Here is a 24,667-nt window from a genome sequence, read left to right as displayed (position 1 = left end):
CGCCCGGCCCTCACCCGGTCGTGATCACCGCGATGATCCGGGCCTCGGGGGCGAACCTCCCGGCCTCGATCATCTCCGTGATGCCGTACAGCATCTTGGCGACATAGATCCGGTCCACCTCGAAGCCGTGCTCGGCCCCGAACTGCTCGGCGAAGGCGTCCAGCTCCGGCGGAACCTTCGCGTAGCCGCCGAAGTGGTAGCCGTTCTCGATGTGCCAGTTGTCGAAGATCTTGCCGTAGGTCTGCCGTTGGAGTTCGGCGACCTCCTTCGTCAGGAAGCCGCCCTTCAGCGTTGCGAATCCGATCGCCGTTTGTCCCGGTGCGAGGCCGGCTGCGATTCCGGCGAGCGTTCCGCCGGTGCCGACCGGGCAGCAGATCACGTCGAAGGGCTCTGCGATTTCGCCCGGTAGTTCTGCGCATCCTCGTACTGCTGCTGGATTCGAGCCGCCCTCGGGGATCAGGAAGAAGTCGCCGAAGCAGCTCTCCAGGAACCGCCGTGTTTTGGCCGACTTCTTTGTCCGGTACGTCTCCCGGTCCATGTACACCAAGCGCATGCCCTGCGATACCGCGAAGGCCAGCGACTCGTTCAGTGGCAGGTGCTCCTCGCCCCGGATCACGCCGATGGTCGCGAAGCCCTCGGCGTGGCCGGCTGCCGCTACTGCGCGGATGTGGTTGGAGTAGGCGCCGCCGAATGTCAGCAGTGTTGAGGCGCCGGACTTGCGGGCCTTCTCCAGGTTGTACTTCAGTTTGCGCGGCTTGTTGCTGTCGAAGTGCAGGATGAGGTCGGTCATCGGAGGCGGTAGTCCAGTCCGGTGTGGCGCTTTCCTGCCGACATCGTGCGGATCGCTTGGGCCAGGGCCCGCTTCGAGCCGACCAGGACCACCAGCTTCTTCGCGCGCGTCACCGCGGTGTAGAGCAGGTTCCGTTGAAGCATCATCCAGGCGCTCATCGTCACCGGGACCACGACTACCGGGTATTCAGAGCCCTGTGAGCGGTGCACGGTCATGGCGTATGCGTGCTGTAGCTCGTCCAGTTCGGCGAACTCGTATGCCACGTCCTCGTCCTCGTCCGTGCGCACCACCAGGGTCTGCTCTTCGAGGGCCATCGAGGTGATGACGCCGCCGGTGCCGTTGAAGACGCCGTTTTTGCCCTTGTCGTAGTTGTTGCGGATCTGGGTCACCTTGTCGCCGACGCGGAAGGTGCGGCCGCCGAAGCGTTTCTCCGGACGGGAGGGCTGTGAGGGGGTCAGTGTCTCCTGGAGCAGACCGTTCAGGGTGCCGGCGCCGGCCGGTCCTCGGTGCATCGGGGTCAGGACCTGGATGTCGCGGCGGGGGTCGAAGCCGAAGCGTTTGGGGATGCGAGTCGTGGCCAGTTCCACGGCGACGCGTGCCGCGTCCTCGGTTTCGTCTTCGACGAACAGGAAGAAGTCGTCGAAGCCGGCCAGCTCCAGTGGTTTGCCGGAGTTGATGCGGTGCGCGTTCACCACGACACCCGACTGTTGGGCTTGGCGGAACACCTGGGTCAGCCGGACGCGCGGCACCCGCGGGGCGGCCAGCAGATCGCGCAGGACCTCGCCGGCGCCGACCGAGGGCAGCTGGTCCACGTCGCCGACCAGGAGCAGGTGCGCGCCTGGGGCGACTGCTTTGGCCAGCTTGTTGGCCAGGAGCACGTCCAACATCGAGGCCTCGTCCACGACCACCAGGTCGGCCTCCAGGGGCCGGTCCCGGTCGTAGGCCGCGTCGCCGCCGGGCTTGAGTTCCAGCAGGCGGTGCACGGTCATCGCCTCGGCGCCGGTCAGTTCGGTCAGGCGCTTGGCGGCCTTGCCGGTCGGGGCGGCCAGGACCACGCGGGCGCGCTTGGCTTGGGCCAGCTCCACGATGGAGCGCACCGTGAACGACTTGCCGCAGCCCGGACCGCCGGTCAGGACGCTGACTTTGGAGGTCAGGGCCAGCTTCACCGCCTCGGTCTGGGCCGGTGCGAGGTCGGCGCCGGTGCGCTCCTTCAGCCAGCCCAGGGCCTTGTCCCAGTCCACGTCGGTGAAGGACCCGAGGCGGTCGTCCGGGGCCTCCAGCAGTCGGCGCAGTTGCGCGGCCAGGGAGGCTTCGGCGCGGTGGAAGGGGACGAGGTAGATGGCGCGGATCGGCTCGTCGGGGTCGTAGCCGTCCAGGTCGGGGATGTCCTCGGCGACGACGCCCTCGGCCTCGATCAGCTCGTCCAGGCAGCGTGCGGCCAGGTCGGTGTCCACGGTCAGGATCTTGACCGATTCGGCCAGCAGTCTTTCGCGCGGGAGGTAGCAGTTGCCGGCGTCAGAGCTCTGTGACAGTGCGTACTGGATGCCGGCCTTCACCCGCTCCGGGGAGTCGTGCGGGATGCCCACGGCCACGGCGATCGCGTCGGCGGTCTTGAAGCCGATGCCCCAGACGTCCGAGGCGAGTTTGTACGGCTCCTGTTTCACGACGTCGATCGCCGCGTCGCCGTATTCCTTGTAGATCCGTACCGAGATCGACGTGGTCACCCCGACCGACTGCAGGAAGACCATGACCTCTTTGATGGCCTTCTGCTCGATCCAGGCCGCGGCGATCAGCTTGGTCCGCTTGGGGCCCAGCGTCGGGACTTCGATGAGGCGCTCCGGGGCCTGTTCGATCACCGCGAGGGTGTCCACACCGAAGTGGCCGACGATCTTCTCTGCGGTCTTGGGGCCGATGCCCTTGATCAGGCCGGAGCCGAGGTATTTCTGGATGCCCGCGACGGTCGCCGGCAGCACCGTTGTGTAGTTCTCTACGGTGAACTGCCTGCCGTACTGCGGATGTGAGCCCCAGCGGCCGCGCATCCGCAGCGATTCGCCGGGCTGCGCCCCCAGGAGCGCGCCGACGACCGTCAGCAGGTCCCCGGCGCCGCGCCCGGTGTCCACGCGGGCGACGGTGTAGCCGGTCTCCTCGTTGGCGAAGGTGATCCGCTCCAGGACGCCTTCGACGACCGCGAGGGTGCCTTGGGGCTCGATGGTCGGTGCGGCCAAGAGTCCTTCTCCCGGGTGTCAGGCGGCCTGTGTGGACTCCTCGACTCTAGCGGCGGGCACGGACGGTTCCGGGACGATTCGCACAGCCTTGCGCTTGGCGCCCGGCCACACGATCGCCACCAGCCCGGCCAGCACCGCCACGGACCCGGCGACCTCCAGCGCGGTCATCCGCTCGCCGTTCGCGATCAGCGCCGCGAGGATCCCGATCGGCGGGACGCCCAGGGTGTAGGGCGCCACGGCCGAGGCCGGGTACTTGGTGATCAGCACCACCCAGGCGCCCATGCCGACGAAGGTCGACAGCAGCACGATGTAGAGCAGGCCGAGGACGGGACCGGCGTGCAGGTGTGCGAAGGCGTGCCCGATCCGGTGCGGCCCCTCGGTCAGCAGCGAGACCGCCAGCAGCGGGGGCGCCGCGTACACGCTCGCCCACACCATCAGCGCGAAGCCGTTCGCGGCCCCGGCCTTGCGGTTGCAGATCGAGCCCAGCGCCCACGACGCGCCGGCGCCGATCACCAGCAGCAGCGAGCCCAGCGGCACGTTCCCGCCGCGTCCGGCGCCGATCACGGCCAGCCCGGCGACCGCTGCCACGATCCCGGCGGCCTGGCGCGGGCCGGTCTTCTCGCCGAGCAGCAGCGCGGCGGCCAGCACCGTGAACGGCGCCTGGCTCTGCAGCACCAGCGAGGCCAGGCCGTCGGGCATCCCGTGCGCCATGCCGGTGAACAGCAGCACGTACTGGCCGAAGAACATGAAGGCGCTGATGCCGCCGATCCAGTACCAGCGCACCTCCTTGGGGCGCGGGACGAAGAACGCGGCCAGGCCGGTCAGCGCGAAGCGCACCGCGGCCAGCAGGATCGGCGGGAAACCTTGCAGGGCGTGGCCGATCGCGACGAAGTTGACGCCCCAGATCAGGACGATCGTCAGCGCCAGGGCGATGTGGCGGGGATTGCGCATGACGAAAGTGTCCGGCCGCGCTATCGTTCAGCACCAGCGAATGATTTTGCTGTGAATCGTTAAGGTGGCCTGAAAGATCGGCCCGAACGGAATGGAACGGAGTGCGGCGATGATCGATGTGCGGCAGCTGCGCACGCTGCGCGCTCTGGCCGACCACGGGACGGTCTCGGCGGCGGCCGAGGCCCTGTACCTCACGCCCTCGGCGGTGTCCCAACAGCTCGCGATCCTGTCCAAGAGTACCGGCTGCGAGCTGCTGGAACGGCGCGGCCGCAACGTGGTGCTGACCGAGGCGGCGCGGGTCCTGGTGGGCCACGCCGACGCGGTCTTCGCCCGGTTGGAGCGCGCGCAGTCCGAGTTGCGCGCCATCTCCCCGACGCCGATGACGGTCCGGATCGCGGGCTTCCCGACCGCCGTGATGGCGGTCATCGCCCCGGCGATGAAGGCGCTGCGGGAGGCGCACCCGGAGTGGGGCTTCCAGATCGCCGACACCGAGAGCGAGGAGTCGGTCGCGCACCTCATCGACGGCACGGTCGATGTCGCCGTGGTGATGGCCGCGCCGAACCGGCCGCTGCTGGGCGACCCGCGTATCAGGATCCTGCCGCTGCTGGAGGAGGTCTACCACGCGGCCGTGCCGGCCGACCACCGGCTGGCCGGGGCCGAGCGGATCGCCCTGGCTGATCTGGTCGAGGAGCCGTTCGTGCTGGCCGCCGAGGGCCTGTCCTGCCACGACCAGGTGACCGCCATCTGCGCCGACGCCGGCTTCCAGCCGCGCGGCCGCTACCGTGCCACCGACTTCAGCGCCGCCCTGGCGCTGATCGCCAACGGTTTCGGCGTGACGCTGCTGCCCACGCTCGGCGTTCCGCCGCAGATACCGGACGGCGTCGTCCTGGTGCCGCTGAAGGAGGACTGGCCCCGGCGGGTCAGCCTGATCGCGGTGCGCACCGGCGCGGAGTACCCGGAGGTGCTCACGGCGCTCACCGAGGCCGCGGCTAAGCTGGTCCGATGATCGATTCTGGCGGCGGGACGGGCTCGCTGCTCGTCGCCGGCACGACCTCGGACGCCGGCAAGAGCTTGCTCACCGCGGGGATCTGCCGCTGGCTGGCGCGGCAGGGTGTGCGCGTGGCGCCGTTCAAGGCGCAGAACATGTCGAACAACTCGATGGTGGTCGGCAGCGGTGGGCCGGGGGAGTCCGCCGGCGCTGAGATCGGGCGCGCGCAGGTGATGCAGGCCCAGGCCGCCGGGGTCGAGCCGGAAGTGGCGATGAACCCGGTGCTGCTCAAGCCGGGCAGCGACCGGACGAGCCAGGTGGTGTTGCTGGGCAAGGTGTTCGCCGAGGCCTCGGCGACGTCGTACCAGGACCTGAAGCCGAAGCTGCGCGAGGCGGTGCTGGCGTCGTATCAGGACCTGAAGTCGCGCTTCGACGTGGTGATCTGCGAGGGCGCCGGCTCGCCGACCGAGATCAACCTGCGCGAGGGCGACCTGGTCAACATGGGGCTGGCCCGGCCGCTGGGGATGCCGGTGGTGGTGGTCGGCGACATCGACCGGGGCGGGGTGTTCGCGGCCTTCCACGGGACCGTGGCCCTGCTGGACGCCGAGGACCAGAAGCTCATATCAGGGTTCATCATCAACAAGTTCCGGGGCGACCCCTCGCTGTTGACGCCCGGACTGCGGCAGATCGAGGGGTTCACCGGCCGGCCGGTGATCGGCGTGGTGCCGTGGCTCCCCGGGATCCGGCTGGACGCCGAGGACGCGCTGCCGATCGAGGCGTACCGCGCCGCGGCAACGACCGAGGGCGCCCGGCTGCGGGTCGCCGTGGTCCGCTTCCCACGGGTCTCCAACTTCACCGACGTGGACGCGCTGGCGATCGAGCCCGGGGTGGACGTCGAGTTCACGGCGTCGGCCTCCGCGATCGAGTCGGCGGACCTGGTGGTGCTGCCGGGCACGAAGTCGACGGTCGCGGACCTGGCCTGGCTGCGCGAGCGCGGCCTGGAACCGGCGCTGGCCAAGCGCGCGGCCCAGGGACGGCCGATCCTGGGGATCTGCGGCGGCTACCAGATGCTCGGGACCGAGATCGAGGACGAGGTCGAGTCGCGCCGGGGGACCGTCGCAGGGCTCGGACTCCTGCCGGTGCGCACCGTGTTCGACCCGGTCAAGACCCTGACTCGGCCCACGGGCTTCGGGCTCGGCGAGGCGGTCGACGGCTACGAGATCCACAACGGCCAGGTCCAGGTCACCGGTGGCGAGACGCTGTTCACCGACGCATCCGGTGCGGCCTTGGAAGGCTGCCGCGACGGCGCGGTGTGGGGGACGATCTGGCACGGTGCGCTGGAGAGCGACGGATTCCGGCGCGCGTACTTGGCGCGGGTGGCGGAGGCGTGCGGGGTGCGCTTCGAGCCGGATGCCTCGGTGTCGTTCGCGGCGGAGCGGGAGAAGCAGCTCGACCGGCTCGGTGATGCGGTGGAGGAGCACCTGGACACCGATCGGTTGTGGCGGCTGATCGAGGGCGGACCGACGGCAGGGCTGCCGCTGCTGGCTCCCGGCGCCGGTTCCTAGCAACACCACAGCTACCGCACCCCGGCCGCGCCTGGCGGGCGGCTGCTGGCTCCGGGCGCCGCTAGAGCTACGGCCGCGCGTCTGGCCGGGCCCTAACCGCGCCTCGGCGCAGCGACCGCGCTTCGGCGGCGCCGCTACCGCACCCCTGTCCGGAGCAACTCCGCTCCCAGCGCGGTGCACCCGTGCCACGCGGCCTTCCCCTCCCGCCGCGTCGCCACCAACCCTGCCTCGCGCAGTGCCGTCGCGTGCTGCGATGCCGAGGCCGCGCTGATGCCCAGATCCCGCGCCAGACTCCCGGTCGTGCGCTGCTCGGCCAGGGCCTCCAGTACCTGCGCGCGGGTGCGTCCCAGCAGGGTGCCCAGCGGGTCGGCGTCGTGCGGTTCGGGGAGGAGTGGCAGTGGTGTGAGTGCCGGATAGACCAGCAGCTTGGAGTGGTCCGAGTACGTGCCGACCAGCGGTGGCCCGCTCCACATCGCCGACGGGTACAGGGTCAGGCCGCGTCCGTTGAGGTGCATGTCGAACTCCTTCTCCGGGGCCAGGTGCCAGACCAGTCCGTCCAGGCGCGAGCCCGGCAGCAGCGCCGCCAGGCCCGGACCGAGTCCGAGGCGTCCCCAGCCGCTGGTACGCCAGGACACTTCCGCGTGGAAGCCCGCCCGCAGGCGCCGCCAGGGCTCTGTCAGGATGCTGCTGTAGGCGGCGTGCAGTCCCGCGAGCAGCTCGCCCCACGCGCCGCGCTCCAGGTCCGCGATCCGCTGCGTCCACGGCGTCTTCGGCTGCCCGAGCCCCACGACCCGGACCAACTCCTGCCGCACCTGGCCGCGCGGCGAGGCCGCCACGCGGTCGAGGCCCTCCTCGACGTCCGCCACCATCGGGTCCAGGAACTGCGGCCCGGCTCCGGAGGCCGGGACCAGGGTCAGCAGCGGCCGGGCGCGTGCCGGGAGCGAACGTGCCGCCTCCCGCCGCCAGCGGGTGAAGACCGGGTCGGCGGCCGGGCGGCGCAGGGTCGCGAGCGCCAGACCCAGTTCCAGCAACGGTGCCGGCTCCTCGGCGAAGCGAATGCGCAGCAGGTCCTCGGGCGTGAAGTGGATCCGCATCTCGTCCTCACGTTTCAGCGTGGGCTGAAGTGATCGCCCCGGAGGGCGGTCGCTTCCAGAGTGAAGACGTGTCCCGCGCCCTGTCAGGACGCGGATCCGAACGACACGAAGGGATAACCATCATGCGCAACCGCATCCTCGGCGTCGCCCTCTCGGCCGGAATGCTCGTCGCGGCCGGCCCGGCGATCGCCTCAGCCGACACGACACGCGGTACAGGCAGTACCGGCGGCACCGGCGGCTGGACTCCGGTGACCTACACGGCGCGGGACTACGCCGCCGGCAACGTCTGCTCCTTCGAGCTCAAGGAGGACTTCCCGACCCAGGGCGTCGAAGAGCGGATCGTCGCGGCCTACCCCGACGGCAGCCCGCTGCGGACCGACTTCCGCGGCCCGCTGATCGCCCGCTTCACCAACGTGGCCACCGGCGCGCAGGCCGAGGGGGACCTGTCCGGCGCCGGCACGCTCTACAACCTCCCGGACAAGTCGAGCCTGTGGACCATACCGGACAACTTCGGCCTCACCGTCCACGCCGGCGACCCCTACCACGCGCAGGGCGAGTGGGTGCTCAGCGGCGGCTCGGTGCTCTCGGTCTCGCCGACCGGGCAGGTCGCGGTGCTGTATCAGGCCAAGGCCACCGACGTCTGCGCGGAGCTGTCGTGATCGCCACCGATCCCTGTCAGCCCGCCAGGTAGGCCGCCGCCCGCTGCCGCAGCGTCTCGTGCACGCTGTAGGCCGAGGTGCCCGAGGGCAGGAACGCCTTGCGCATCTTGGCCACCGATGTGTAGTTCGTGTCGCAGACGTTGGCCAGCGGCGACTCCACCCCCTGCGTCACCAGCTGGTAGGCGTCCAGCTCGCTCAGGCCGTAGTCGCGCGCGACCCACTGCACCAGGTCCAGCTGCGCGATGCGGAACGCGTCCTCCAGCGGACGGGCCGAGCCCGCAGTCATGATGTGGGTGTCGGACTCCAGCCGGGGCCAGGGGGTGGGGACGCCCTTGACCAGCTCGATGGTGACCACCGAGTTCATCGCCGTCTCCACCGCCACCCCGCAGGTCTCGCCCTCGCCCTGGCGCGCGTGGCCGTCGCCCAGGCTGAACAGCGCGCCCTCGACGTTCACCCCGAGGTAGCACGTGACCCCGGCGCGCATCTCGGGGGTGTCCATGTTGCCGCCGTGGGCGTCGGGGACCAGGGCCGAGCGGACCTCCAGGTTGGCCGGGGCCACGCCGACGGTGCCGTGCATCGGGTCCATCGGGAGCTCGACCTCGATGTCGCTGTCGTGCGCGCGGAACAGACAGGTGCGGCGCGCGCGGTCCAGCTGCCAGATCCAGACCCGCTCCGGCAGCGGCGGCTGGAGCGTGGCGGTGGTGTGGGTGGAGGTCAGGGCGCCGAACAGGGGCACGGTGGTGGAGGCGGCCCAGTCCCGGGCCGGCTCGATGGACACGAAGTGGATCGCGAGCGTGTCCCCGGGCTCGGCGCCCTCGACGTAGAACGGGCCGGTCTGCGGGTTGAGGAACGGGAACTCGCAGACCTCGGTGACCAGGTCCTTCTCGGAGCGGACCCGGCCGGCGAAGCAGTCCTCGGTGAACAGCTCCAGGGTGTCGCCGGGCTTCACGCGGGCCAACGGCGGTGCGCCGCCGAAGGTCCAGACGTAGTCGCTTGCGGAGGGGTTGAAGGTCAGGACCGGGAGCGAGTTCGCCATGGTGAGCACTTTAGTCAAGCGGACTGCTCCAACAAGCGGTGCGCGGAGGCCAGGATCACGATGCCCAGCGCGACGACCACGGCCGCGACGTAGAACGCGACGTGGACGTTGTAGTGCTCGGCGAGCCGCCCGGCGGCGTACGGTGCCAGGCCGCCGCCGATGAAGCGCACGAAGCCGTATGACGCCGCCGCGATCGGCCGGTCGACCGGCGCGACGGTCATCACCGCCTGGGCCGTGATCGTGTTGTTCACGCCGATGAAGACGCCGGCGACGATCACCGCGCAGATCAGCACCGCCCTGTGGTCCGCGAACAGCCCGACGACCAGGATGTTGACGGCGAACAGCGCGAGGTTCGCGTACAGGGTCCTGGCGATCCCGAACCCGCGACCAGCACACCCCAGGCGGTGAACACGTAGCCGAGCTGGTGCGTGCCCAGCTTCATCGGGAACGGCGCGTAGCCCAGCAGGGTGAAGAAGCCCCAGTTGTAGCACAGGGCGGTCAGCGCCAAGGTCAGCAGGCCGCGGTGCCGCAGGGCCTTGATCGGCTCGGTGACGGACACCTTGGTTCTTCCTTCCGCACGATCGGACTACGGTCCCGCTCGCGCGTCAGGAAGTCCTGCAGACCTCACAAGGTGCAGACCTCAGTAGCGTGCGGCGAGGCTGTGGACCAGCTTCTGCGCCACCGGAAGGGCTTCCTCGGCGGCGCGTTGCAGCGTCGCCCGCTCCTCGTCGGTCAGCGTCTGGAGCACTTTGTCCAGGTGTTCCAGACGCGTGGCCCACCGGGTGCGCAGCGTCTGTTCCCCGGCGGCGGTGAGCTCCACGAGCACCACGCGGCCGTCGGTGGGGTCGTCGACCCGGGCCACCAGGCCGGCGTCCTCCAGGCGGCGCAGCAGCTGCGTCATCGACGGCTGGGTCACGCCTTGGGCGGCGGCCAGTGCGGTGATGCGCTGCGGCCCGCGCCGCTGCAGGGAGCCGAGAGTGGCGGCGGCGGTGAGGCTGAGCCCGTCGGGGGCCGGCACGTGCCGCATCATCAGCACCGTGACGGTCTCGAACAGTTCGCCCACCGCGGCCGGGTTCTGGTCCACGCCCATGATTGCATCGTCCATCTATATAGTTTGCCTATGTAATCCGGCTCACAGCCGTTCCGATGCCGCCGGGGCTGCCGATGTCGTCGATGTCGTCGATGTCGCCGAATTCGCCGCCGCCGTCCGCGCCGGTCAGTCCCAGGGCGCGCCCTTGGCCAGCAATGTGCGGCCGAACTCGGCCATCTTCGCCGCGTACTCCTCGGTCCACCCGGTCAGCAGCGCCAGGTCCGCCACCGGCATCCGGTCGAAGCGCCGCGGGTCGGTGAGCCGGGCCGCGGCCACCGCCTGGTAGTGCTCGGCGCGGCTGGCCGAGGCGCGGAAGGCGTCGGCGAGCTCGGTGCTGCGCGAGAGCAGCTGGAGCGGGTCCTCGATGGCGTCCAGGCCGAAGAACGACTCGGTGTCGACCGGCACCGCCGCCGGGGGCTCGCCGGTCAGGTGCAGCGGCCGTCTCTTGGGTTCGGGCGTGGAGGGCATGTCTTGATCGTAGGCCGTGGCGCCAGACCTAGTGCTTCTGGAATGCCGCGGCACGCTTCGCGGCAGCCTGCGACGCCGACAGCGTCAGCGGGTCGTTGGTGTGGCCGTCGACCCGGGTCTGCGCGATCAGCACCACCAGGTCGTCCTGCTGCATCAGGACGACGTTCATCTCCATCGAGGCGATGCCGAACTTCGCCGAGGTGTGCCAGGCGTGCGAGGCGGTGCCGACCTGCGGCAGGTTCAGCGGGGTCGCGTGCAGGGTGACCGACAGGCCCTCCTCGGTGACCTTCACCGAGCCGCAGGAGTCCAGCGCGGCGGCGGCCTTCTGGACCAGGCTCGCCGCGCTCTCCCCCTGCGGGGCGATGATGGCCTCGTCCACGTAGTCGTCCAGGGCGCCCTTGGTCCACTCGGCCTGCGCCTGGTCGCCGATGTTCGCCTGCTGAAGCACCTCCAGGCCCGCGCAGCCCTTGATGAGCGAGGGGAGGTTGCGCTGGGTCAGGGGTTCGGCCCGGAAGCCGTCCGGGAGGTCGGACAACTGGATGAGCGCCGGGGCCAGGCGGCTGCTGGAGGTCGACGGGGCGCCCGAGGGGGCCGAGGTGCCGGCGGTGGGTGTCGCGGGCGCGGTGGGGCTCGTGGGCGTCGCCGGCGCCGTGGCGGACGTGGTGGCGGCGGCTTCGCTCTTGGCGGCGGGCGAGCCCGCCGAGCCGCCGCAGCCGGCCAGTACCGTGAGCGCCGCGGTGGCCGCCGCGGCCGCGCCGAGCAGCGTCCTGATCCGCATGGTCGTCCCTCCTGACGGTGAACACTGATCGTCCATCCTGCCCGAACGGACCAGTGGATGCCTCCGCATGGTGGTACCCGATCGTTAGGCTCACCGCGTGACAGATGCGACGACCACCCCGATCCCCGCCCTCGTGTCCGGGTTCGACCGCGACCTGGACGGCCTGGGCACCGCGGCCCGAGCGACCTACGACCAGCAGTACCACAAGAGCGAGTTCGCGCACATGGGCGTCCCGGTCCCGGACCTGCGCAAGCTGGTCAAGGGCATGTACAAGGAGATCGGCGGCCGGCGCGCGACCCACGGCGACGCCACCGGCCTGGCCGCGGCCCTGTGGGACACCGACATCTACGAGCGCCGCCTCGCGGCGGTCTTCGTCCTGGCCCAGGGCGTCCGCCTGCTGACCCCGGCGGACCTGCAGGACGTGACCCTGATGCTCCGCGACGCGCCGATGTGGTCCCTGGTGGACCCGCTCTCCGGCGACGTCGCGGGCAAGGTCGTCCTGCGCGACCGCGAGGGCACCTCCCGCGTCCTGGACCTGTGGGCCGACGACGGCGACTTCTGGCTGCGCCGCGCGTCCCTGCTGGCCCTGATCCCGGCGATCCGCGAGGGCAAGCCGGACCTGGTCCGCTTCACCCGCTACGCCGACCCCATGGTCGACGAACGCGAGTTCTTCATCCGCAAGGCGATCGGCTGGGTCCTGCGCGAGATCGCGCACAAGGACCCGACCTGGGTCGCGGCCTGGGTCACCGCCCGCCTGGACCGCCTGTCGGGCGTGACCTTCCGCGAGGCGGTCCGCCGCCTGCCGGAGGACGCCTCGGCCCGGCTGACCGCGGAGTACAAGGCAGCCGGCGGCGGCCGGGGGAGCAGGACGGCCGGGCCGCGGGTGGCGGCTTGAGCGGGCGCGCGGCCGATCGGGTGGATTTCGCGCGCGAGTACTGTGTTCGGCGGTTGACGGTGGCGGACAATCGATCGAGGGTGGTTGTTCCCCCGGATTGGGGAGGGGCGCGTGTCGTGGGTGCGGCGCCGTAGGTTCGGCCCATGCGGAGCTTGAACGCGGACGAGGTGCGTTGGCTGCGGGTGCGCGCGCAGGGCTTGGCGGGGGATGCCGATGCTGCGAGCCGCACTGTGTCCGACGCGGTCCGCGCCGCCGCAGCCGTCCAGGCCCAGGCGGCGGGCCCGGCCCGGCTCCAGATCTGGTCGCGCACGCAGGGCCTGCGCGCCGCCGACGTCGACGCGGCCGTCGCCGAGGCCGCGGTCGTCCGCACCTGGCTGATGCGCGGCACGATCCACCTGGTCGCCGCCGAGGATCTCCGGGCGTTCCTGGCGGTGCTCGGGCCGGTGAACCTGCGCGCGGACCGGCGCAGGCGCGAGCAGCTCGCCCTCACCGAGCAGCTGTGCGCCCGGGCGATGGAAGCCCTGCCGAAGATCCTCGCCGGCGGCAGGGCCCTGACGCGCGCCGAGATCGTCGCCGAGCTGGCCGGCCACGGTGTCGTCATCGACCTCAAGAGCCAGCAGCCGCCGCACCTGCTCGCCTTCGCCGCGAACAGCGGCCTGATCTGCCGCGGACCCGACGCCGCCCGGGACGAGCCCACCTACGTGCTGCTCGATGAGTGGCTGCCGTCCGCCACCGCCGCGCTACCTGCGCCACCCGAGCCGCCCGAGCGCGAAACCGCCCTGACCCGGCTGGCCACCCGCTACTTCGCCGCCTACGGCCCCGCGACCGCCGCCGACTTCGCCACCTGGTCCGGCCTGTCCGCCGCCGATGCCACCACCGGCGTCGACCTCGTCCGGGACTCCCTCGAAGAGGTCGGCCACGACGCACACCGCCTGCTCGTGCCGCGCGGCATCGAACCCGCGCCGCCGCAGCGTCCGTACCGTCTGCTGGCCCGCTTCGACCCCTACCTGCTGGGCCACCGCTCGCGCGAGCTGATCCTGGATCCGGCCTTCGCCAAGCGCGTCAACGCCGGGGGCGGCATGATCGCCCAGACCATGCTCGACGCCGGCCGGATCGTCGGGACCTGGAAAGCCGGGTTGCTGGAGCCGTTCCAGGACCTGCCGGCCGGCGCCGCGCAAGCCTGGCAGGCCGAACTGGCCGCCGCCGCAGCGTTCTGACCACGCGGACGTCCCTCACGAGGAGTAATCCCGCAGTTCAGCGGGCATCTGCCACCTGGCGGACTTTGCAATACAGAACTCAGCGCAACAGAACCGAGCGCGACAGAACTCAGCGCGCATAGACCACAACGAAATCCCGCTCGTTCCCGGACGTGAAGCGTTCGGCCGGCCCGAGCCAGGGGGCCGGTTTGGTCCAGTGTCCCCCCGCGTACGTCCCGAAGATCGGTCGCGTGAAGTTGATGTCCAACTCCATGGCGCGCACCGCGCCGGCCCGCTGGAGGTATTGCGCGAGTTGCAGGGGGGACGCCCCGTGCACCGCCGCGTAGACCATCTTCCCGTCCGCCGTCACCCCGATCCCCGACCGGTTGCCGTGCACGTCCGCCGAGTTGTTGGTGAAGCCCCAGGTGTGCTCGTCCGCGTCCGTCCCGCCGTTGAGGTCCGTCGCGAGCTTGCCGTCGTTGATCAGCAGGGCCAGGTTCTGCCGGACGCCGGCGACGTCGGTGCTGGGCAGTCCGCCGGGCCAGGCCAGGACGTCCATGGACCCGTCCTTGTAGAAGACCTCGGAGGCGGTTCCGGTCCGCAGCGGTCCGTACGTCGTCCTCCCGCCGAGGTAGAACCCACCCCAGGAAGCGTTGTTGGCCATGAGGAACCCCCCGTTCCACCCGGCGAGCAGCCCGCTCGTGTCCGCGGTGTTGCCGCCCGGCCAGCCGGCCCCGCCGGGGACCTGCGTGCCGGCGTGCAGGACGAAGCGCACCGCTGAGGGGTCGAAGCGCGCCGCGAAGGCGGAATCGTCCCCGGTCAGCTCCACGCCCGCGGCGCCCGGCCGCCAGGTGAGCAGACCGCCGACCAGATCGGCGGCGACGTATCCGGGCACCTGCGTGGACGGCCCCGAGCTGGACGAACCCGGCGCGACCGGCACGTGCGCCGGGGGCTTGGCCGCCGGCGGCGTCGCGGCCGAGGAGGCAGCACCCGAAGGAGCTGTGCCTGAAGAAGAGCCCGAAGCGCTTGAAGAAGCGCTCGACGTCCCCGACGTCGGCGCTGCGGTACCGAACTTCTTGCCCGCCGGAGCCGTTCCGGTGGCAGAACCCGAACCCTCCGACGACGAACACCCGGCGACCGCGGCCACCACCGCGAGGCTCGCGGAGACGATACCGAGGCGTTTCCCGAACATGCTGATCACGGGGACCACCTTAGATGTTCACCCGCAGTCAACGCTAAGTGACCTATCGATGACGGTTAGTCCAGGTTACTCTTGTATCAGGACCCGACAACCCCGATGAGAGTGCGTATAAGGGAAGCCATGACGGGGACGATCGATCAAGGGTTCCAGGCTGACGAGAACAAGACCGGGGGTGCCGGACGCCCCCTGACCCTCGGCGATTCCGGACACCAGGGCGACTTCGGTGAGACCTTCATCAGAGCCCTGGCCGCCGCGGCCAATCTCGACGCCCTGCGCTCCGACCGAGACCGGGTCGGAGTGGACTGGACGCTGCGCTACCCGGCGGCGAACGGCCGCCGCGGGTTCCCGCTCATAGACGCTCAGGTGAAGTCCTGGTCCGACCCGCGCGGAAACGACGTCGCCTGGCGGTACCCGCTGGAGGTGAAGAACTTCAACTGGCTCGCCGGGCGCGACTACCTGGTGCCCCGGTTCCTGTTCCTGGTCGTCGTCCCGAAGGACTCCACGACCTGGACGGACATCACCGCGGACCGGCTAATCCTCAGGCATGCCGCGTATTGGGCGTGTTTCCACGACGCGCTCCCGTTGCCGGGAAGAAACCGGTCAAGTACGTATACAGTGCGCGTCCCTCGTGAGAATCTGCTTAGTATCAGGGCCCTCCACGGGCTGTTCGGCGATGAGTTCCGGGAGATGCTCACGTCATGACCGCCCCCACTTCCGCATCCGGCCGGGCCGCAAGGCTCCGGCCGGATGACGTACTCCGCTATTTGGCAGCGACGGGCTGGCGCCGCGGCCGCGACTACGGGCGCGGCCAGATCTGGGAGCTCGACCCGCCCCGCGGGGTGCGGAACCCGCACCCCTACGAAGTGCTGGTGCCGCTGGACCAGCGGCTGCGCGACTACCCGCTGCGCATGACCGACCTGCTGGAGACCGTCGCGAACGCCGAGCAGCGCGACGCGGACTCGGTGCTCGGCGACCTGGATCTGCGCTGGGCGGACGTGCTCTACGTGCGCCTGAGCGAGTTCTCCCTGGCGGGCCTGGCGCCGGCCATGACCGGCCTGCGGGACCTGGCGCTGGCGTCGGCGCGGGCCGTGGACGCCAAACAGGCCTGGGACTTCGTGCGCGGGGCCGAGGTGGGGTCCTCGCGGACCGGCGTGCCGGTGCTCACGGTGCGCACCGTCCTCACCCCGGACATCGGGGAGCCGGTGGAGCGCAAGGTGACCCGGACGATGTACGAAGGCGTCCTGGGCGCCTTCCGGGCCGCCATAGGGGATCACGAGTCCCAGGCGTACTTCCCGATCGTGAACGGCTACCGGGCGACCCGCCCGACGCTCGCCAAAGAGGTCTGCGCGGCGCTGGCGCGCATGGGGGGACGAAAACGGTCCGGCTATGAGCTGCGCTTCACCTGGTCGCCGGACGTGCCGTTCAAGGGCGACCAGGCGGTCTTCGAGTTCACTCCGCACGTGCTTGGGGAGGTGGCACGAGCGGCCAAGGAGCTGCGCGACTTATCGTGATCTGTATGTCCTCCATCCGCGGCGCCTATGAAGAGTTCGGGGCGGAGGAGTACTACAAGCGTTTCGGGGCCGAGTACAGCAACCCTCATGAGAACGCTGTGCGTGCCGTCATCCGCGAGAGCGTGGAGCGGAACTCCTTAGAGCTGGACCATGTGCTGGACCTGGCGTGTGGCAGCGGTGAGGCGACACGTGCGCTCCTGGCGATGGGCGCTGAGGACATCGACGGAGTGGATCCCTATACGGCCGCCGCGTACAGCGCCGCTATAGGGATCCCCGCAGAAGAGTTGAGCTTCGAGGACGTGGCCGCCGGCGCCTTGGCCGGCCGCCACTACTCACTGACTGTGTGCAGCTTCGCGCTCCACCTGGCCGACGCCTCCCGGCTTCCACTGCTGGCGTGGCAGCTGGCCCAGGTGTGCGACGCGCTGCTGATCGTCACCCCGCACAAGCGGCCCGACCTGCGGCCCGAGTGGGGTTGGCAGCTCGTCGACGAGTTCGTCCGCGACCGGGTGCGTGCCCGGGTGTATCTGGCGGACCGCCACGAACAGGGTCAGCAGGCAGACGAGCAATAGGCCCGCGAACGCATAGCGCGCCCCGCGTCCGCTGCTGTGGTTGGCCAGCGCAATAGCGGACGTCACCACGTACACGCCACCGGATGTCCCGAGACTGCGCGCGGTGTTCAACAACCCGCTGACGACCCCGGACGACTTCTGCGGGACCGCCGCCATCACCTGCGCGTTGTTCGCCGGCGCGTAGGCGCCCAGGCCCAGGCCCAGAACACCCAGCAGGGGGACCAGCACCAGCGGTTCGAACGGCAGCACCAGCAGCCCGGCCAGCGCGGCGACCGCCAGACCGAGCCCGACCCCGGCCCGGCACTTCACGAACGACGCGCCGACCGCGAAGCCGACCGGCAGCGTGGTCAGCACCAGCCCGGAGGACAGCGCGCTGGCGCCGCGCGCGGCCATGATCACCGGCACCAGCACCAGCGGCCCGAACAGGACCAGGTAGCCGCCGGCCGCGCCGAGCAGGCCCCAGCGCACGTCGTGCTGCTTCAAGGGCGCCAGGTCCGGCCGCAGCCCGGGGGTGCGCTCGCGGGTGCGCGGGAGCAGGAACACGCCGCCGACCAGCGCCACCACCCCGACCGGGACGTTCACCCCGAACACCCAGCGCCAGCCCAGGGTGTCCACCAGCAGGCCGCCGACCGCCGGACCCAGGCCCAGGCCCAGCGCCTGCGCCGCGGCCTGGATCCCCAGGGCCTGGCGCAGCTTCTCGCGCGGGGCCGCGTTGGAGATCAGCGCGATGCTGTTGGCCTGGAGCATCGCCGCGCCCAGGGCCTGGACCACGCGGAAGACGATCAGGGTGTCCAGGCTGGGGGCCAGGGCGCAGGCCGCGGAGGCGGCGGTGAAGACGGCGAAGCCGTAGACGTAGAAGAGCTTGCGGCCCAGGGCGTCCGACAGGCGGCCGGTCGGGACCAGCAGGAGGGTGAGCGTCAGCAGGTACGACAGGGAGACCCAGGAGACCGCGGCCAGGGAGGCGCTGAACTCGGTGCGCAGCGCCGGGTAGGCCAGGGTGGTGATCGAGGCGTCGAGCTGGCCCATGAAGGCGCCGAAGCAGACTGTCAGGACGGCCAGGCGCCAGGCCGAGGGGTGGTTGCGTATGCGGTCCGGGCGGGGTCGCTCACGAAGGAGGACGTTCACGATTTAGAGCGTACTCCGAAAGTTTCGGACACCGAAATATTCGGAACCCCGACACTGTGTCTCAACCGTGCGGAGGGGCGGGCGCAACCGGGCCCCGGTCTTCTAAGGTCTGGACATGCCTACGCAGGAGACCCCCGCGACGCCCCACACACCCGAGCCGCCCGAGTCCTCAGGGCCGCCCGAGCAGTCCGCGCCGTCCGCGCCCTCCGACGCGACCGCCCAGCAGCTCACCGACGTGGTGACCCGGCTGCGGCGCGCGCTGCGCACGTCGATCCGCACGGAGTACCCGTGGGAGGCGCTGCCGATGGCGCAGATCGAGCTGATGCAGGCGCTCAGCGACCGCTCCCCGGCGCGCGTGGGCGACCTGGCCGCGCGCCAGCGCCTGTCCACCTCCACGGTCAGCGGCCTGATCGGCCAGCTGATGACCGCCGGCCTGGTGGTGCGCGGGACCCACGCCGACGACCGCCGCGTGGCGGTGGTGGAGCTGACCGAGGCCGGCCGCCGCCAGCTCGCCGACTGGCAGTTCGCGCACCAGCGGCGCATCGGCGCCGCCCTGGAGCGGCTGGAGGTGCCGGAGCAGGAGGTGGTCGCCGCGGCGCTGCCGGCGCTGGCCAAGCTGGTGGAGTACCTGTTCGCGGGGTCGGGGCTGGGCGCCGAGGGCGGCGAGGAAGGCTAGCTCCGTGTGAACATCGGCCGACATCCGCCCCGATCCGGCCGATCCGGGCGGCGGCTCGGCCAGAATACGAGGCGGAACCGCGTCAGACGCGCGCCGCTGGAGTACAGCCTGGCGGCCGGGTGATGACAGGATGGAAGAGCCAACTTCTGAATCTGCCGCTGAGGACAACGCATGACCATCGACCCGGGAGCCATCCCGAACTTCGGCCCGCAGCAGCCGCCGCAGGGCCCGCCGCCGATCATCAAGCCGGACGCGAACCTGATCGGCGACCTGTTCGAGCAGGTCGGGATCAAGTACGGCACCGATGACGAGGGCGACATCGTCGCCTCGTGGCCGGGCTTCCGCGTCTACGCGATGTTCCGCGGCGACGCCAAGGAGCTGTTCGCGGTCCGCGCCTTCTACGAGCGCGCGTACCCGCTGGAGGAGAAGCAGGAACTGCTCGACGTCATCGACGAGTGGAACCGCGACTCGCTGTGGCCGAAGGTGTACACGCACACCAACGAGGAGGGTGTGCTGCGCCTGGTCGGTGAGGCGCAGATGGTCGTGCCGCAGGGCGTGAACGTCGACTACTTCGTCTCCAGCGTCATGAACTGGGTGCAGGCCTCGATCGGCTTCCACGGCTGGCTCGCCGAGCGCCTGGGCCTGGAGGTCGAGGTCGACTCGGTCGGCCAGGGCGGCCAGGACGAGGACGCCGACGGTGCCGACAACGACATCAAGGCCGACACCGACAAGAAGCCCGACACCGGCGAGAACAGCGCCTCGGACGAGTCCGAGGACTGATCGGCGGCACCGAAGCACGTCCTCGGCGTGAGGCGGCGGCTGACGCTCCGGCGTCGGCCGCCGTGCCAGAATCAGGGCATGGCGACCCGGCTGAGCAGCATCCGCATCGAGGTCGGCGGATCGGAGCACTGGGGCGTCGAGGAGGCGGTGCACCCGATGATCGACGGCCGCGACATACTCCGCGAGTCCTTCGTCTCCGGCCCGGGCCTGCCCCCGGACGTCCTCCTGCGGCCCCACGGCGAACTGCGCGCCGTCCCCGAACCGCGCGAGGTCGTGCTCGCCGAGGCCGACTGCACCCCGGCCTGCTGCGGCGCCCTGGCCGTGACGATCCGCCTGGACGGCGAGCAGGTGGTGTGGGGCGGCTGGCGCGACCTGAACGGCCCCGCTCCGGTCCTGCCGGAGTTCCGCTTCGACGCCGCCGAGTACGACGCGGAGATCGCGCGGGCGGAGCACGCGGTCGGCGGCTGAGGACCTGTCAGGGTTCGAGCGCAGCCGACAATTCCGGCGAAGGACCTGGCACCTGGACCGCGCCCTCCGACTGCCCCTCCGCCTTCTTCCCCCGCCCCCACCGCGGCCCCAACTCCACCGCGTACATCGCCGCGAGCACCATCGCCGCCCCGATCCAGCCGCGCACCGCCAGCGTCTCCCCGGCCAGCACCCCGACCACGCCGGCGAAGACCGGCTCCATCGTCAGCACCACCGCGGCGCGCGTGGCCGGCATCCGGGCCTGCGACCAGGTCTGCAGGAAGAACCCCGCCGCCGTCCCCAGCAGCGCCGTCACCGCGATCGAGGCCCAGCCCGCGGCGTCCGGCGGCAGCGTGATGCCCGGGTGGCTCCCGTGTCCGACCAGCGCCAGCAGCAGCGAGACCGCCGCGACCGTCCCGATCTGCACCACCGCCAGCGCGTACGCCTCATGCCGGTGCGACCACTCGCCCAGGCCCACGATGTGCACCGCGAAGAAGAACGCGCCGACGACCGTCAGCATCTCCCCGCGCCCCATCGACAGCCCGTGCAGCGAGATCAGCCCGAGCCCGACCGTGGCCAGCACCACCGCCACCCACACCGCCGCCGGCACCCGGCGCCGCAGCACCACCGCACCGATCAGCGGCGTGAACACCACGAACAGCCCGGTGATGAACCCCGACACCGACGCCGAGGCGGTCTGGAGCCCGAACGTCTGTGCCACGTACCCGGCCGCCAGCACCAGGCCGAGCAGCACCCCGTGCCGCCACCCGGCGCGCCCCAGCCCCGCCAGCGCCCGCGGCCGCACCGCGAGCATCGCCGCGCACGCCACCGCGAACCGCAACCCGAGGAAGTCCGGCACCGGCACCGAGGCGATCGCGTCCTTCACCACCAGGAACGTCGAGCCCCACACCGCCGTCGTGGCCAGCAGCCCGGCCGTGGCCAGCAACCCCGATCGGCGCGGCAGCGAGGACAGCTCCGCAGCCGGCGGGGACGCGCTGAGCGCCGTATCGGAGGTGGGGGCTTCGGTGGTCACGCGCTCAGTCTTTCATAAATTTGCCGAATGACGAATGAATATTCCGTCAGCAGGAGATCAAGGACATCGATCCTCCCACGTACCTGGCCGTTCTCCCCTCAGGTCATAGCAGCACCTTGGTACAGTTGCCGTTCGAACCTGGATGCGAACGGTGGGGGGAATCCATAGTGCTGGAAGCGTTGGCCGAATTCGTTCGGGGACGGACCACCGCGCAGGAGATCGAGGCGATCAGCGACGGCCAGGGCCTGTACCTGCCGCCGGACGCCGGCGTGGAGGTCTCCGAGCTGATGGCGTCGCAGGACCCCGCGGAACTCACGGCCAACGTCGTCTCCCTGCGCAACCTCATGCCGGGCGGCGACCTCTTCCACACCGCCGTCCTGGCCCTGATGTGCGGCACGCTGGTCGAACGCGGCGCCGACGCCGGAGCCGCCATCGACGCGACCCTGGAACTGTTCGTCCGCCAACTCGACGCCCTCGCCGACGACCGCAACCGCGGCGACCGCATGATCACCACCGCCGGCGAACTGACCTTCATGGCCACCATGACGATGCTCTGCCGCTCAGTGGGCACCCGCAAGCGCTGGCACGCCCGCCCCGACCTGATGGCCCGCCTGGACGACCTCGAAGAAGCCGGCCTGGTCCCCTGGTTCCTCCGCGAGGTCTTCACCCTCCACGACAACGTGGACCTCCTGATCCTGGACGCGAAGAACCGCCGAGCCTTCCAATTCCGCATGATCGGCATCCGCGACCGCCTCTACCACTGCTACGCCCTCCTCCAGGACGCACTCCTCCGCCACACCGGCCCCGGCTACCTCAACGCCGAACCCGTAGACCCCACCGCCGTCCGCTACGCCCGCAACCGCGACCTCACCGAGGACGACTACACGAACCAGAACATGCACGACCACCTACGCTTCAACTTCACCCACCCCGGCGCCCTGATCATGCCCGGCTCCGCATCCCCATCAGAACTCCCGACCCTGAACGGCCTCCCCTTCCTCCTGGTCGAGCCGAAGGGCATGTCGATCAACTGGAACCCGGCAAACATGTACGGAGTCGTCCACGAGGCCCTACAGGCCTCGGTGGAGCTGGTACGCGAACTCGACCGGGACCGAGCCGAGGCACTGTTGGGGCAGTGCGGGGCGTAGACGGAAGCGGCGGGACCGGACCCCATGGAGGGGGTTTGTTCGGGGGACCCGGACCATGGCGACCACAAGCAGCGACCGCCGCCGAAAAGCGCGGCGCGCCCACGCACGAAGACAAAGTCGAACAGTCGCGGGCCGCCGCCTTCAGGAGGTCCACAGGGGGCGCCCCTCGCTGTAGAGCACCTGCCTTTGATCTTAGGCACCCACCAAACGCGGCAGACACCCGCCAGGCCCACGCATGCGCAGTGACTCGGACCGATGCGCGGTCGTGAACACGCGAACCGCCAGCCGCCAACGCGAAACGAGTGACTCTGCCGAACTGCGCCACCAGCGGATCCCGTAAACCATGCGCGAAGCCGTAGAAAGCCTCTAAAACCCAAAGACCAACCGCACCGCCCACGCGCGCACCGACCACGCCAGCACCGACCGGGCCGCACCGACCAAGCCCGCATCAACCGCGCCCGTACCGCCCGAGCCCGCAGCGACCATGCCCGCGCAGTACCGCACCGCGCAGCCCCCTAAGCCGCTACCCCCAACCCCTCCAATGCGAACCACACAACCTTCCCCGTAGAAGTCCGCCGCGACCCCCAATCCGCCGACAGCTCGCTCACCAAGAACAACCCCCGCCCGCTCTCCTCCAGCTCGTCCGGCAGCGCCGCCGGCCGCGGCTCGGCCCCGACCTGGTCGGCGACCTCGCACGTCAGCCGCTCGTCGTACGACAGCCGGATCTCGATCGGCCCCGGCCCCGCCGCGTGCCGTACCGCGTTCGTCGCCAGCTCGCTGACCAGCAGCTCCGCCGTGTCCACGGTGTCCTCCGGCAGGCCCCAGGAGCCCGCCTGTTGCCGAACGAAGTGCCGGGCCTCGCGGACCGCGTACGACTCCGCCGGCAGCTCCCACGACGCCGAGCGCGAGGGGGCCCTCCCGATGCGCGCCACCAGGAGCGCCAGGTCGTCGCGGTCGCCTTCCAGCACCAGGGTGCGGGTCAGGGTGTCGCAGATCTCTTCCAGACCCGCCTCGGGATCGCCCAGGTTCTCCAGCAACAGATGTAATCCGTCTCCGATGTCGCGGTTCTTCGACTCGACCAGTCCGTCCGTGCACAGCACCAGCAGGGAACCCTCGGGCAGGTCCAGGGTCCAGGACTCGAAGGGGTCCGACACGAATCCCAGCCCCAGCGGCCGGTTCGCCGGGACGTCCTCCACCCGCGGCTTCACCGACGGGTCCGGGTGCACGATCACCGGCGGCACGTGGCCGGCCCGGACGATCTCGCAGGTGCGGGCCTCCGGGTCGTGTACCGCGATGATGCACGTGGCGAACAGGTAGCTGTCCGCCATGTCCGGCAGCAGGGCGTCCAGGTGCCCCATCAGCTCGGTGACCGGCAGGTCCAGGCGGGCCAGCGTCCGGACCGCGGTGCGCAGCTGCCCCATCACCGTGGCCGCCTGCATCCCGTGCCCCATCACGTCCCCGACCACCAGCGCCACCCGGCCGCCGGTCAGCGGGATCACGTCGAACCAGTCGCCGCCGACCTCCGCGACGTCGCTGCCGGGGACGTAGCGGTGCGCCACCTCCATGCCCGGCGGCGGCTGCACGCGCTTGGGCAGCAGTGAGCTCTGGAGTGTCAGCGCCTGCGACTTCTCCAGGTTGTACAGCCGCGCGTTGTCGATGCACAGCGCCGTGCGCCGCGCCAGGTTGTCGGCCAGTTCCACGTCCCGGCCGCAGAACTCGGCGCGCTCGGCCGGGTCGCGGTTGAACGCCAGCAGTCCCAGCACCCGGCCGCGTGCCATCAGGGGGCTGAGAAGCAGCGAGCGCCCGGCCATGGCCCGGTAGAAGTCCGGCCGGCCGAACTCCTCGGCGGTACGCCCGGCCAGGTCGTCGGGGACCACCGGGAAGAACAGCGAGCGCCGCTCGGCCATGCAGCGGGCGAACGGCGAGGCCGGCGGGCACACCGCGGTCTCCCCGATCGGCAGCGTGGACAGCCAGAACTCCACCGGCAGCGGGTCCTTCTCCGACACGCCCAGGGCCAGCCGGCGCACCCGGGCCCCGCCGTCCTTGAACGGCGCCGGGATCTCGTGGTGGGTGGCGACCCGCTCCTGCAGCAGCACCCACGTGGTGTCGGCGAAGTCCGGGATGGCGATCGCGACCAGTTCCTCGGCGGTGCGCACTAAATCCAGCGTCGTGCCGATCTCCTCGCTGGCCCGGTTCAGCAGCGCCAGTCGCAGGCGCACCGAGTCGGCGGTGTCATGCCAGTCGTGCGGCGGTGCTGCGTGCCGGGGTGTGCGCTTCTCACCTCCCGTTCCAGCCAGGCCCGTCTCCGGGGCGCCGGTTGTTACGGAAAAGGGAGTGGCGGCTTGTCCCGCCACCGTCCTATCCACTGCGTGCTCCCACCCTCTCGCTGCCTGCCCACCCGTACGCCGCCCGCGCTTTCGGCTC

At 70.8% G+C, this 24,667-nt stretch carries 23 protein-coding genes and 1 pseudogene; 11 read left to right on the top strand and 13 right to left on the bottom strand.

The features are described from left to right. Positions 1-10 precede the first annotated feature (10 nt). Genes ABIA35_RS19070 through ABIA35_RS19060 form a run of 3 tightly spaced genes read right to left on the bottom strand, consistent with a single transcriptional unit; the run spans position 11 to position 3,966 of the window. Entirely contained in the window at positions 11-790 is a 780-nt protein-coding gene (locus ABIA35_RS19070; RefSeq protein ID WP_370358757.1) for a 1-aminocyclopropane-1-carboxylate deaminase/D-cysteine desulfhydrase, read from the bottom strand. After that, positions 787-3,015: an ATP-dependent RecD-like DNA helicase gene (locus ABIA35_RS19065; protein WP_370341273.1), complete on the bottom strand. Its 2,229-nt coding sequence runs from the start codon at positions 3,013-3,015 to the stop codon at positions 787-789. Before ABIA35_RS19065 ends, ABIA35_RS19070 begins: the two co-directional genes overlap by 4 nt. Positions 3,016-3,033: 18 nt before the next feature. Continuing rightward, positions 3,034-3,966 carry an EamA family transporter gene (locus ABIA35_RS19060; RefSeq protein ID WP_370341272.1) on the bottom strand — a complete coding sequence of 311 codons (933 nt, stop codon included), beginning with the start codon at positions 3,964-3,966 and terminating at the stop codon, positions 3,034-3,036. Positions 3,967-4,075: 109 nt separating this feature from the next. On the opposite strand from ABIA35_RS19060, the gene ABIA35_RS19055 reads away from it, so the two are divergent. Together ABIA35_RS19055 and ABIA35_RS19050 are read left to right on the top strand one after the other, a co-directional pair. Then, complete coding sequence (locus ABIA35_RS19055) at positions 4,076-4,972, top strand: LysR family transcriptional regulator (RefSeq protein ID WP_370341270.1); 897 nt, start codon at positions 4,076-4,078, stop codon at positions 4,970-4,972. Further along, positions 4,969-6,519: a cobyric acid synthase gene (locus tag ABIA35_RS19050; protein WP_370358756.1), complete on the top strand. Its 1,551-nt coding sequence runs from the start codon at positions 4,969-4,971 to the stop codon at positions 6,517-6,519. Before ABIA35_RS19055 ends, ABIA35_RS19050 begins: the two co-directional genes overlap by 4 nt. A gap of 134 nt (positions 6,520-6,653) precedes the next feature. On the opposite strand, the gene ABIA35_RS19045 is transcribed toward ABIA35_RS19050, so the two are convergent. Next, positions 6,654-7,613, bottom strand: a complete 960-nt coding sequence (locus ABIA35_RS19045) for an ArsR/SmtB family transcription factor (protein WP_370358755.1) — start codon at positions 7,611-7,613, stop codon at positions 6,654-6,656. 122 nt (positions 7,614-7,735) lie between these two features. Between ABIA35_RS19045 and ABIA35_RS19040 the strand changes: the two genes are divergently transcribed. Next, positions 7,736-8,272, top strand: coding sequence for a hypothetical protein (locus ABIA35_RS19040; protein ID WP_370358754.1), 537 nt, complete (start codon positions 7,736-7,738; stop codon positions 8,270-8,272). A gap of 16 nt (positions 8,273-8,288) precedes the next feature. Here ABIA35_RS19040 and ABIA35_RS19035 read toward each other — a convergent pair whose 3' ends face one another. The 5 genes and pseudogenes from ABIA35_RS19035 to ABIA35_RS19015 all read right to left on the bottom strand — a co-directional run bounded on the left by ABIA35_RS19035 (position 8,289) and on the right by ABIA35_RS19015 (position 11,644). Further along, the gene (locus ABIA35_RS19035) at positions 8,289-9,308 is read right to left on the bottom strand and encodes an acetamidase/formamidase family protein (RefSeq protein WP_370358753.1); all 1,020 of its coding nucleotides are present in this window, start codon (positions 9,306-9,308) and stop codon (positions 8,289-8,291) included. Positions 9,309-9,328: 20 nt separating this feature from the next. Then, a pseudogene (locus ABIA35_RS19030) lies at positions 9,329-9,870 on the bottom strand (MFS transporter); the annotation flags it as partial. A gap of 78 nt (positions 9,871-9,948) precedes the next feature. Further along, complete coding sequence (locus tag ABIA35_RS19025) at positions 9,949-10,413, bottom strand: MarR family winged helix-turn-helix transcriptional regulator (RefSeq protein WP_370358752.1); 465 nt, start codon at positions 10,411-10,413, stop codon at positions 9,949-9,951. Between the two features lie 111 nt (positions 10,414-10,524). Next, positions 10,525-10,866 (bottom strand): hypothetical protein, encoded by a 342-nt coding sequence (locus ABIA35_RS19020; protein ID WP_370341264.1) that lies wholly within the window; start codon positions 10,864-10,866, stop codon positions 10,525-10,527. A 28-nt stretch (positions 10,867-10,894) separates the two neighbouring features. After that, positions 10,895-11,644: a hypothetical protein gene (locus ABIA35_RS19015; protein ID WP_370358751.1), complete on the bottom strand. Its 750-nt coding sequence runs from the start codon at positions 11,642-11,644 to the stop codon at positions 10,895-10,897. Between the two features lie 97 nt (positions 11,645-11,741). On the opposite strand from ABIA35_RS19015, the gene ABIA35_RS19010 reads away from it, so the two are divergent. Both ABIA35_RS19010 and ABIA35_RS19005 read left to right on the top strand, forming a co-directional pair. Next, positions 11,742-12,539: a DNA alkylation repair protein gene (locus tag ABIA35_RS19010; protein ID WP_370341262.1), complete on the top strand. Its 798-nt coding sequence runs from the start codon at positions 11,742-11,744 to the stop codon at positions 12,537-12,539. A gap of 143 nt (positions 12,540-12,682) precedes the next feature. Further along, on the top strand, positions 12,683-13,756 hold the full coding sequence (locus ABIA35_RS19005; RefSeq protein WP_370358750.1) for a winged helix DNA-binding domain-containing protein: 1,074 nt from the start codon (positions 12,683-12,685) through the stop codon (positions 13,754-13,756). 109 nt (positions 13,757-13,865) lie between these two features. Here the strand turns inward: ABIA35_RS19005 and ABIA35_RS19000 are convergent, their stop codons facing one another. Then, positions 13,866-14,927, bottom strand: a complete 1,062-nt coding sequence (locus ABIA35_RS19000; protein WP_370358827.1) for a phosphodiester glycosidase family protein — start codon at positions 14,925-14,927, stop codon at positions 13,866-13,868. A gap of 129 nt (positions 14,928-15,056) precedes the next feature. On the opposite strand from ABIA35_RS19000, the gene ABIA35_RS18995 reads away from it, so the two are divergent. Both ABIA35_RS18995 and ABIA35_RS18990 read left to right on the top strand, forming a co-directional pair. Continuing rightward, a complete protein-coding gene (locus tag ABIA35_RS18995) occupies positions 15,057-15,638 on the top strand; it encodes a DUF4365 domain-containing protein (RefSeq protein ID WP_370341260.1) in 582 nt (193 codons plus the stop codon). Further along, the gene (locus ABIA35_RS18990) at positions 15,635-16,447 is read left to right on the top strand and encodes a hypothetical protein (protein ID WP_370358749.1); all 813 of its coding nucleotides are present in this window, start codon (positions 15,635-15,637) and stop codon (positions 16,445-16,447) included. Before ABIA35_RS18995 ends, ABIA35_RS18990 begins: the two co-directional genes overlap by 4 nt. 332 nt (positions 16,448-16,779) lie before the next feature. On the opposite strand, the gene ABIA35_RS18985 is transcribed toward ABIA35_RS18990, so the two are convergent. Then, positions 16,780-18,141, bottom strand: a complete 1,362-nt coding sequence (locus ABIA35_RS18985) for an MFS transporter (RefSeq protein WP_370358748.1) — start codon at positions 18,139-18,141, stop codon at positions 16,780-16,782. 115 nt (positions 18,142-18,256) lie between these two features. On the opposite strand from ABIA35_RS18985, the gene ABIA35_RS18980 reads away from it, so the two are divergent. The 3 genes from ABIA35_RS18980 (at position 18,257) to ABIA35_RS18970 (ending at position 20,065) form a co-directional block, all read left to right on the top strand. Continuing rightward, entirely contained in the window at positions 18,257-18,817 is a 561-nt protein-coding gene (locus ABIA35_RS18980; RefSeq protein WP_370341257.1) for a MarR family winged helix-turn-helix transcriptional regulator, read from the top strand. Between the two features lie 171 nt (positions 18,818-18,988). After that, the gene (locus ABIA35_RS18975) at positions 18,989-19,597 is read left to right on the top strand and encodes a YbjN domain-containing protein (protein ID WP_370341256.1); all 609 of its coding nucleotides are present in this window, start codon (positions 18,989-18,991) and stop codon (positions 19,595-19,597) included. Positions 19,598-19,675: 78 nt separating this feature from the next. Then, complete coding sequence (locus ABIA35_RS18970; RefSeq protein ID WP_370341255.1) at positions 19,676-20,065, top strand: hypothetical protein; 390 nt, start codon at positions 19,676-19,678, stop codon at positions 20,063-20,065. A gap of 7 nt (positions 20,066-20,072) precedes the next feature. Here the strand turns inward: ABIA35_RS18970 and ABIA35_RS18965 are convergent, their stop codons facing one another. Further along, the gene (locus ABIA35_RS18965) at positions 20,073-21,095 is read right to left on the bottom strand and encodes a DMT family transporter (protein WP_370358747.1); all 1,023 of its coding nucleotides are present in this window, start codon (positions 21,093-21,095) and stop codon (positions 20,073-20,075) included. 179 nt (positions 21,096-21,274) lie between these two features. On the opposite strand from ABIA35_RS18965, the gene ABIA35_RS18960 reads away from it, so the two are divergent. Next, positions 21,275-22,243 (top strand): hypothetical protein, encoded by a 969-nt coding sequence (locus tag ABIA35_RS18960; protein WP_370358746.1) that lies wholly within the window; start codon positions 21,275-21,277, stop codon positions 22,241-22,243. A 515-nt stretch (positions 22,244-22,758) separates the two neighbouring features. Here the strand turns inward: ABIA35_RS18960 and ABIA35_RS18955 are convergent. Continuing rightward, positions 22,759-24,462 (bottom strand): SpoIIE family protein phosphatase, encoded by a 1,704-nt coding sequence (locus ABIA35_RS18955; protein WP_370341252.1) that lies wholly within the window; start codon positions 24,460-24,462, stop codon positions 22,759-22,761. Between the last annotated feature and the right edge of the window lie 205 nt (positions 24,463-24,667).

Origin of the sequence: Catenulispora sp. MAP12-49 (genome assembly GCF_041262705.1) — a bacterium.
Taxonomy (GTDB): Bacteria; Actinomycetota; Actinomycetes; order Streptomycetales; family Catenulisporaceae; genus Catenulispora.
Note: the sequence above shows the minus strand (reverse complement) of the source record. Positions and strands in the feature narration are given on the sequence as shown.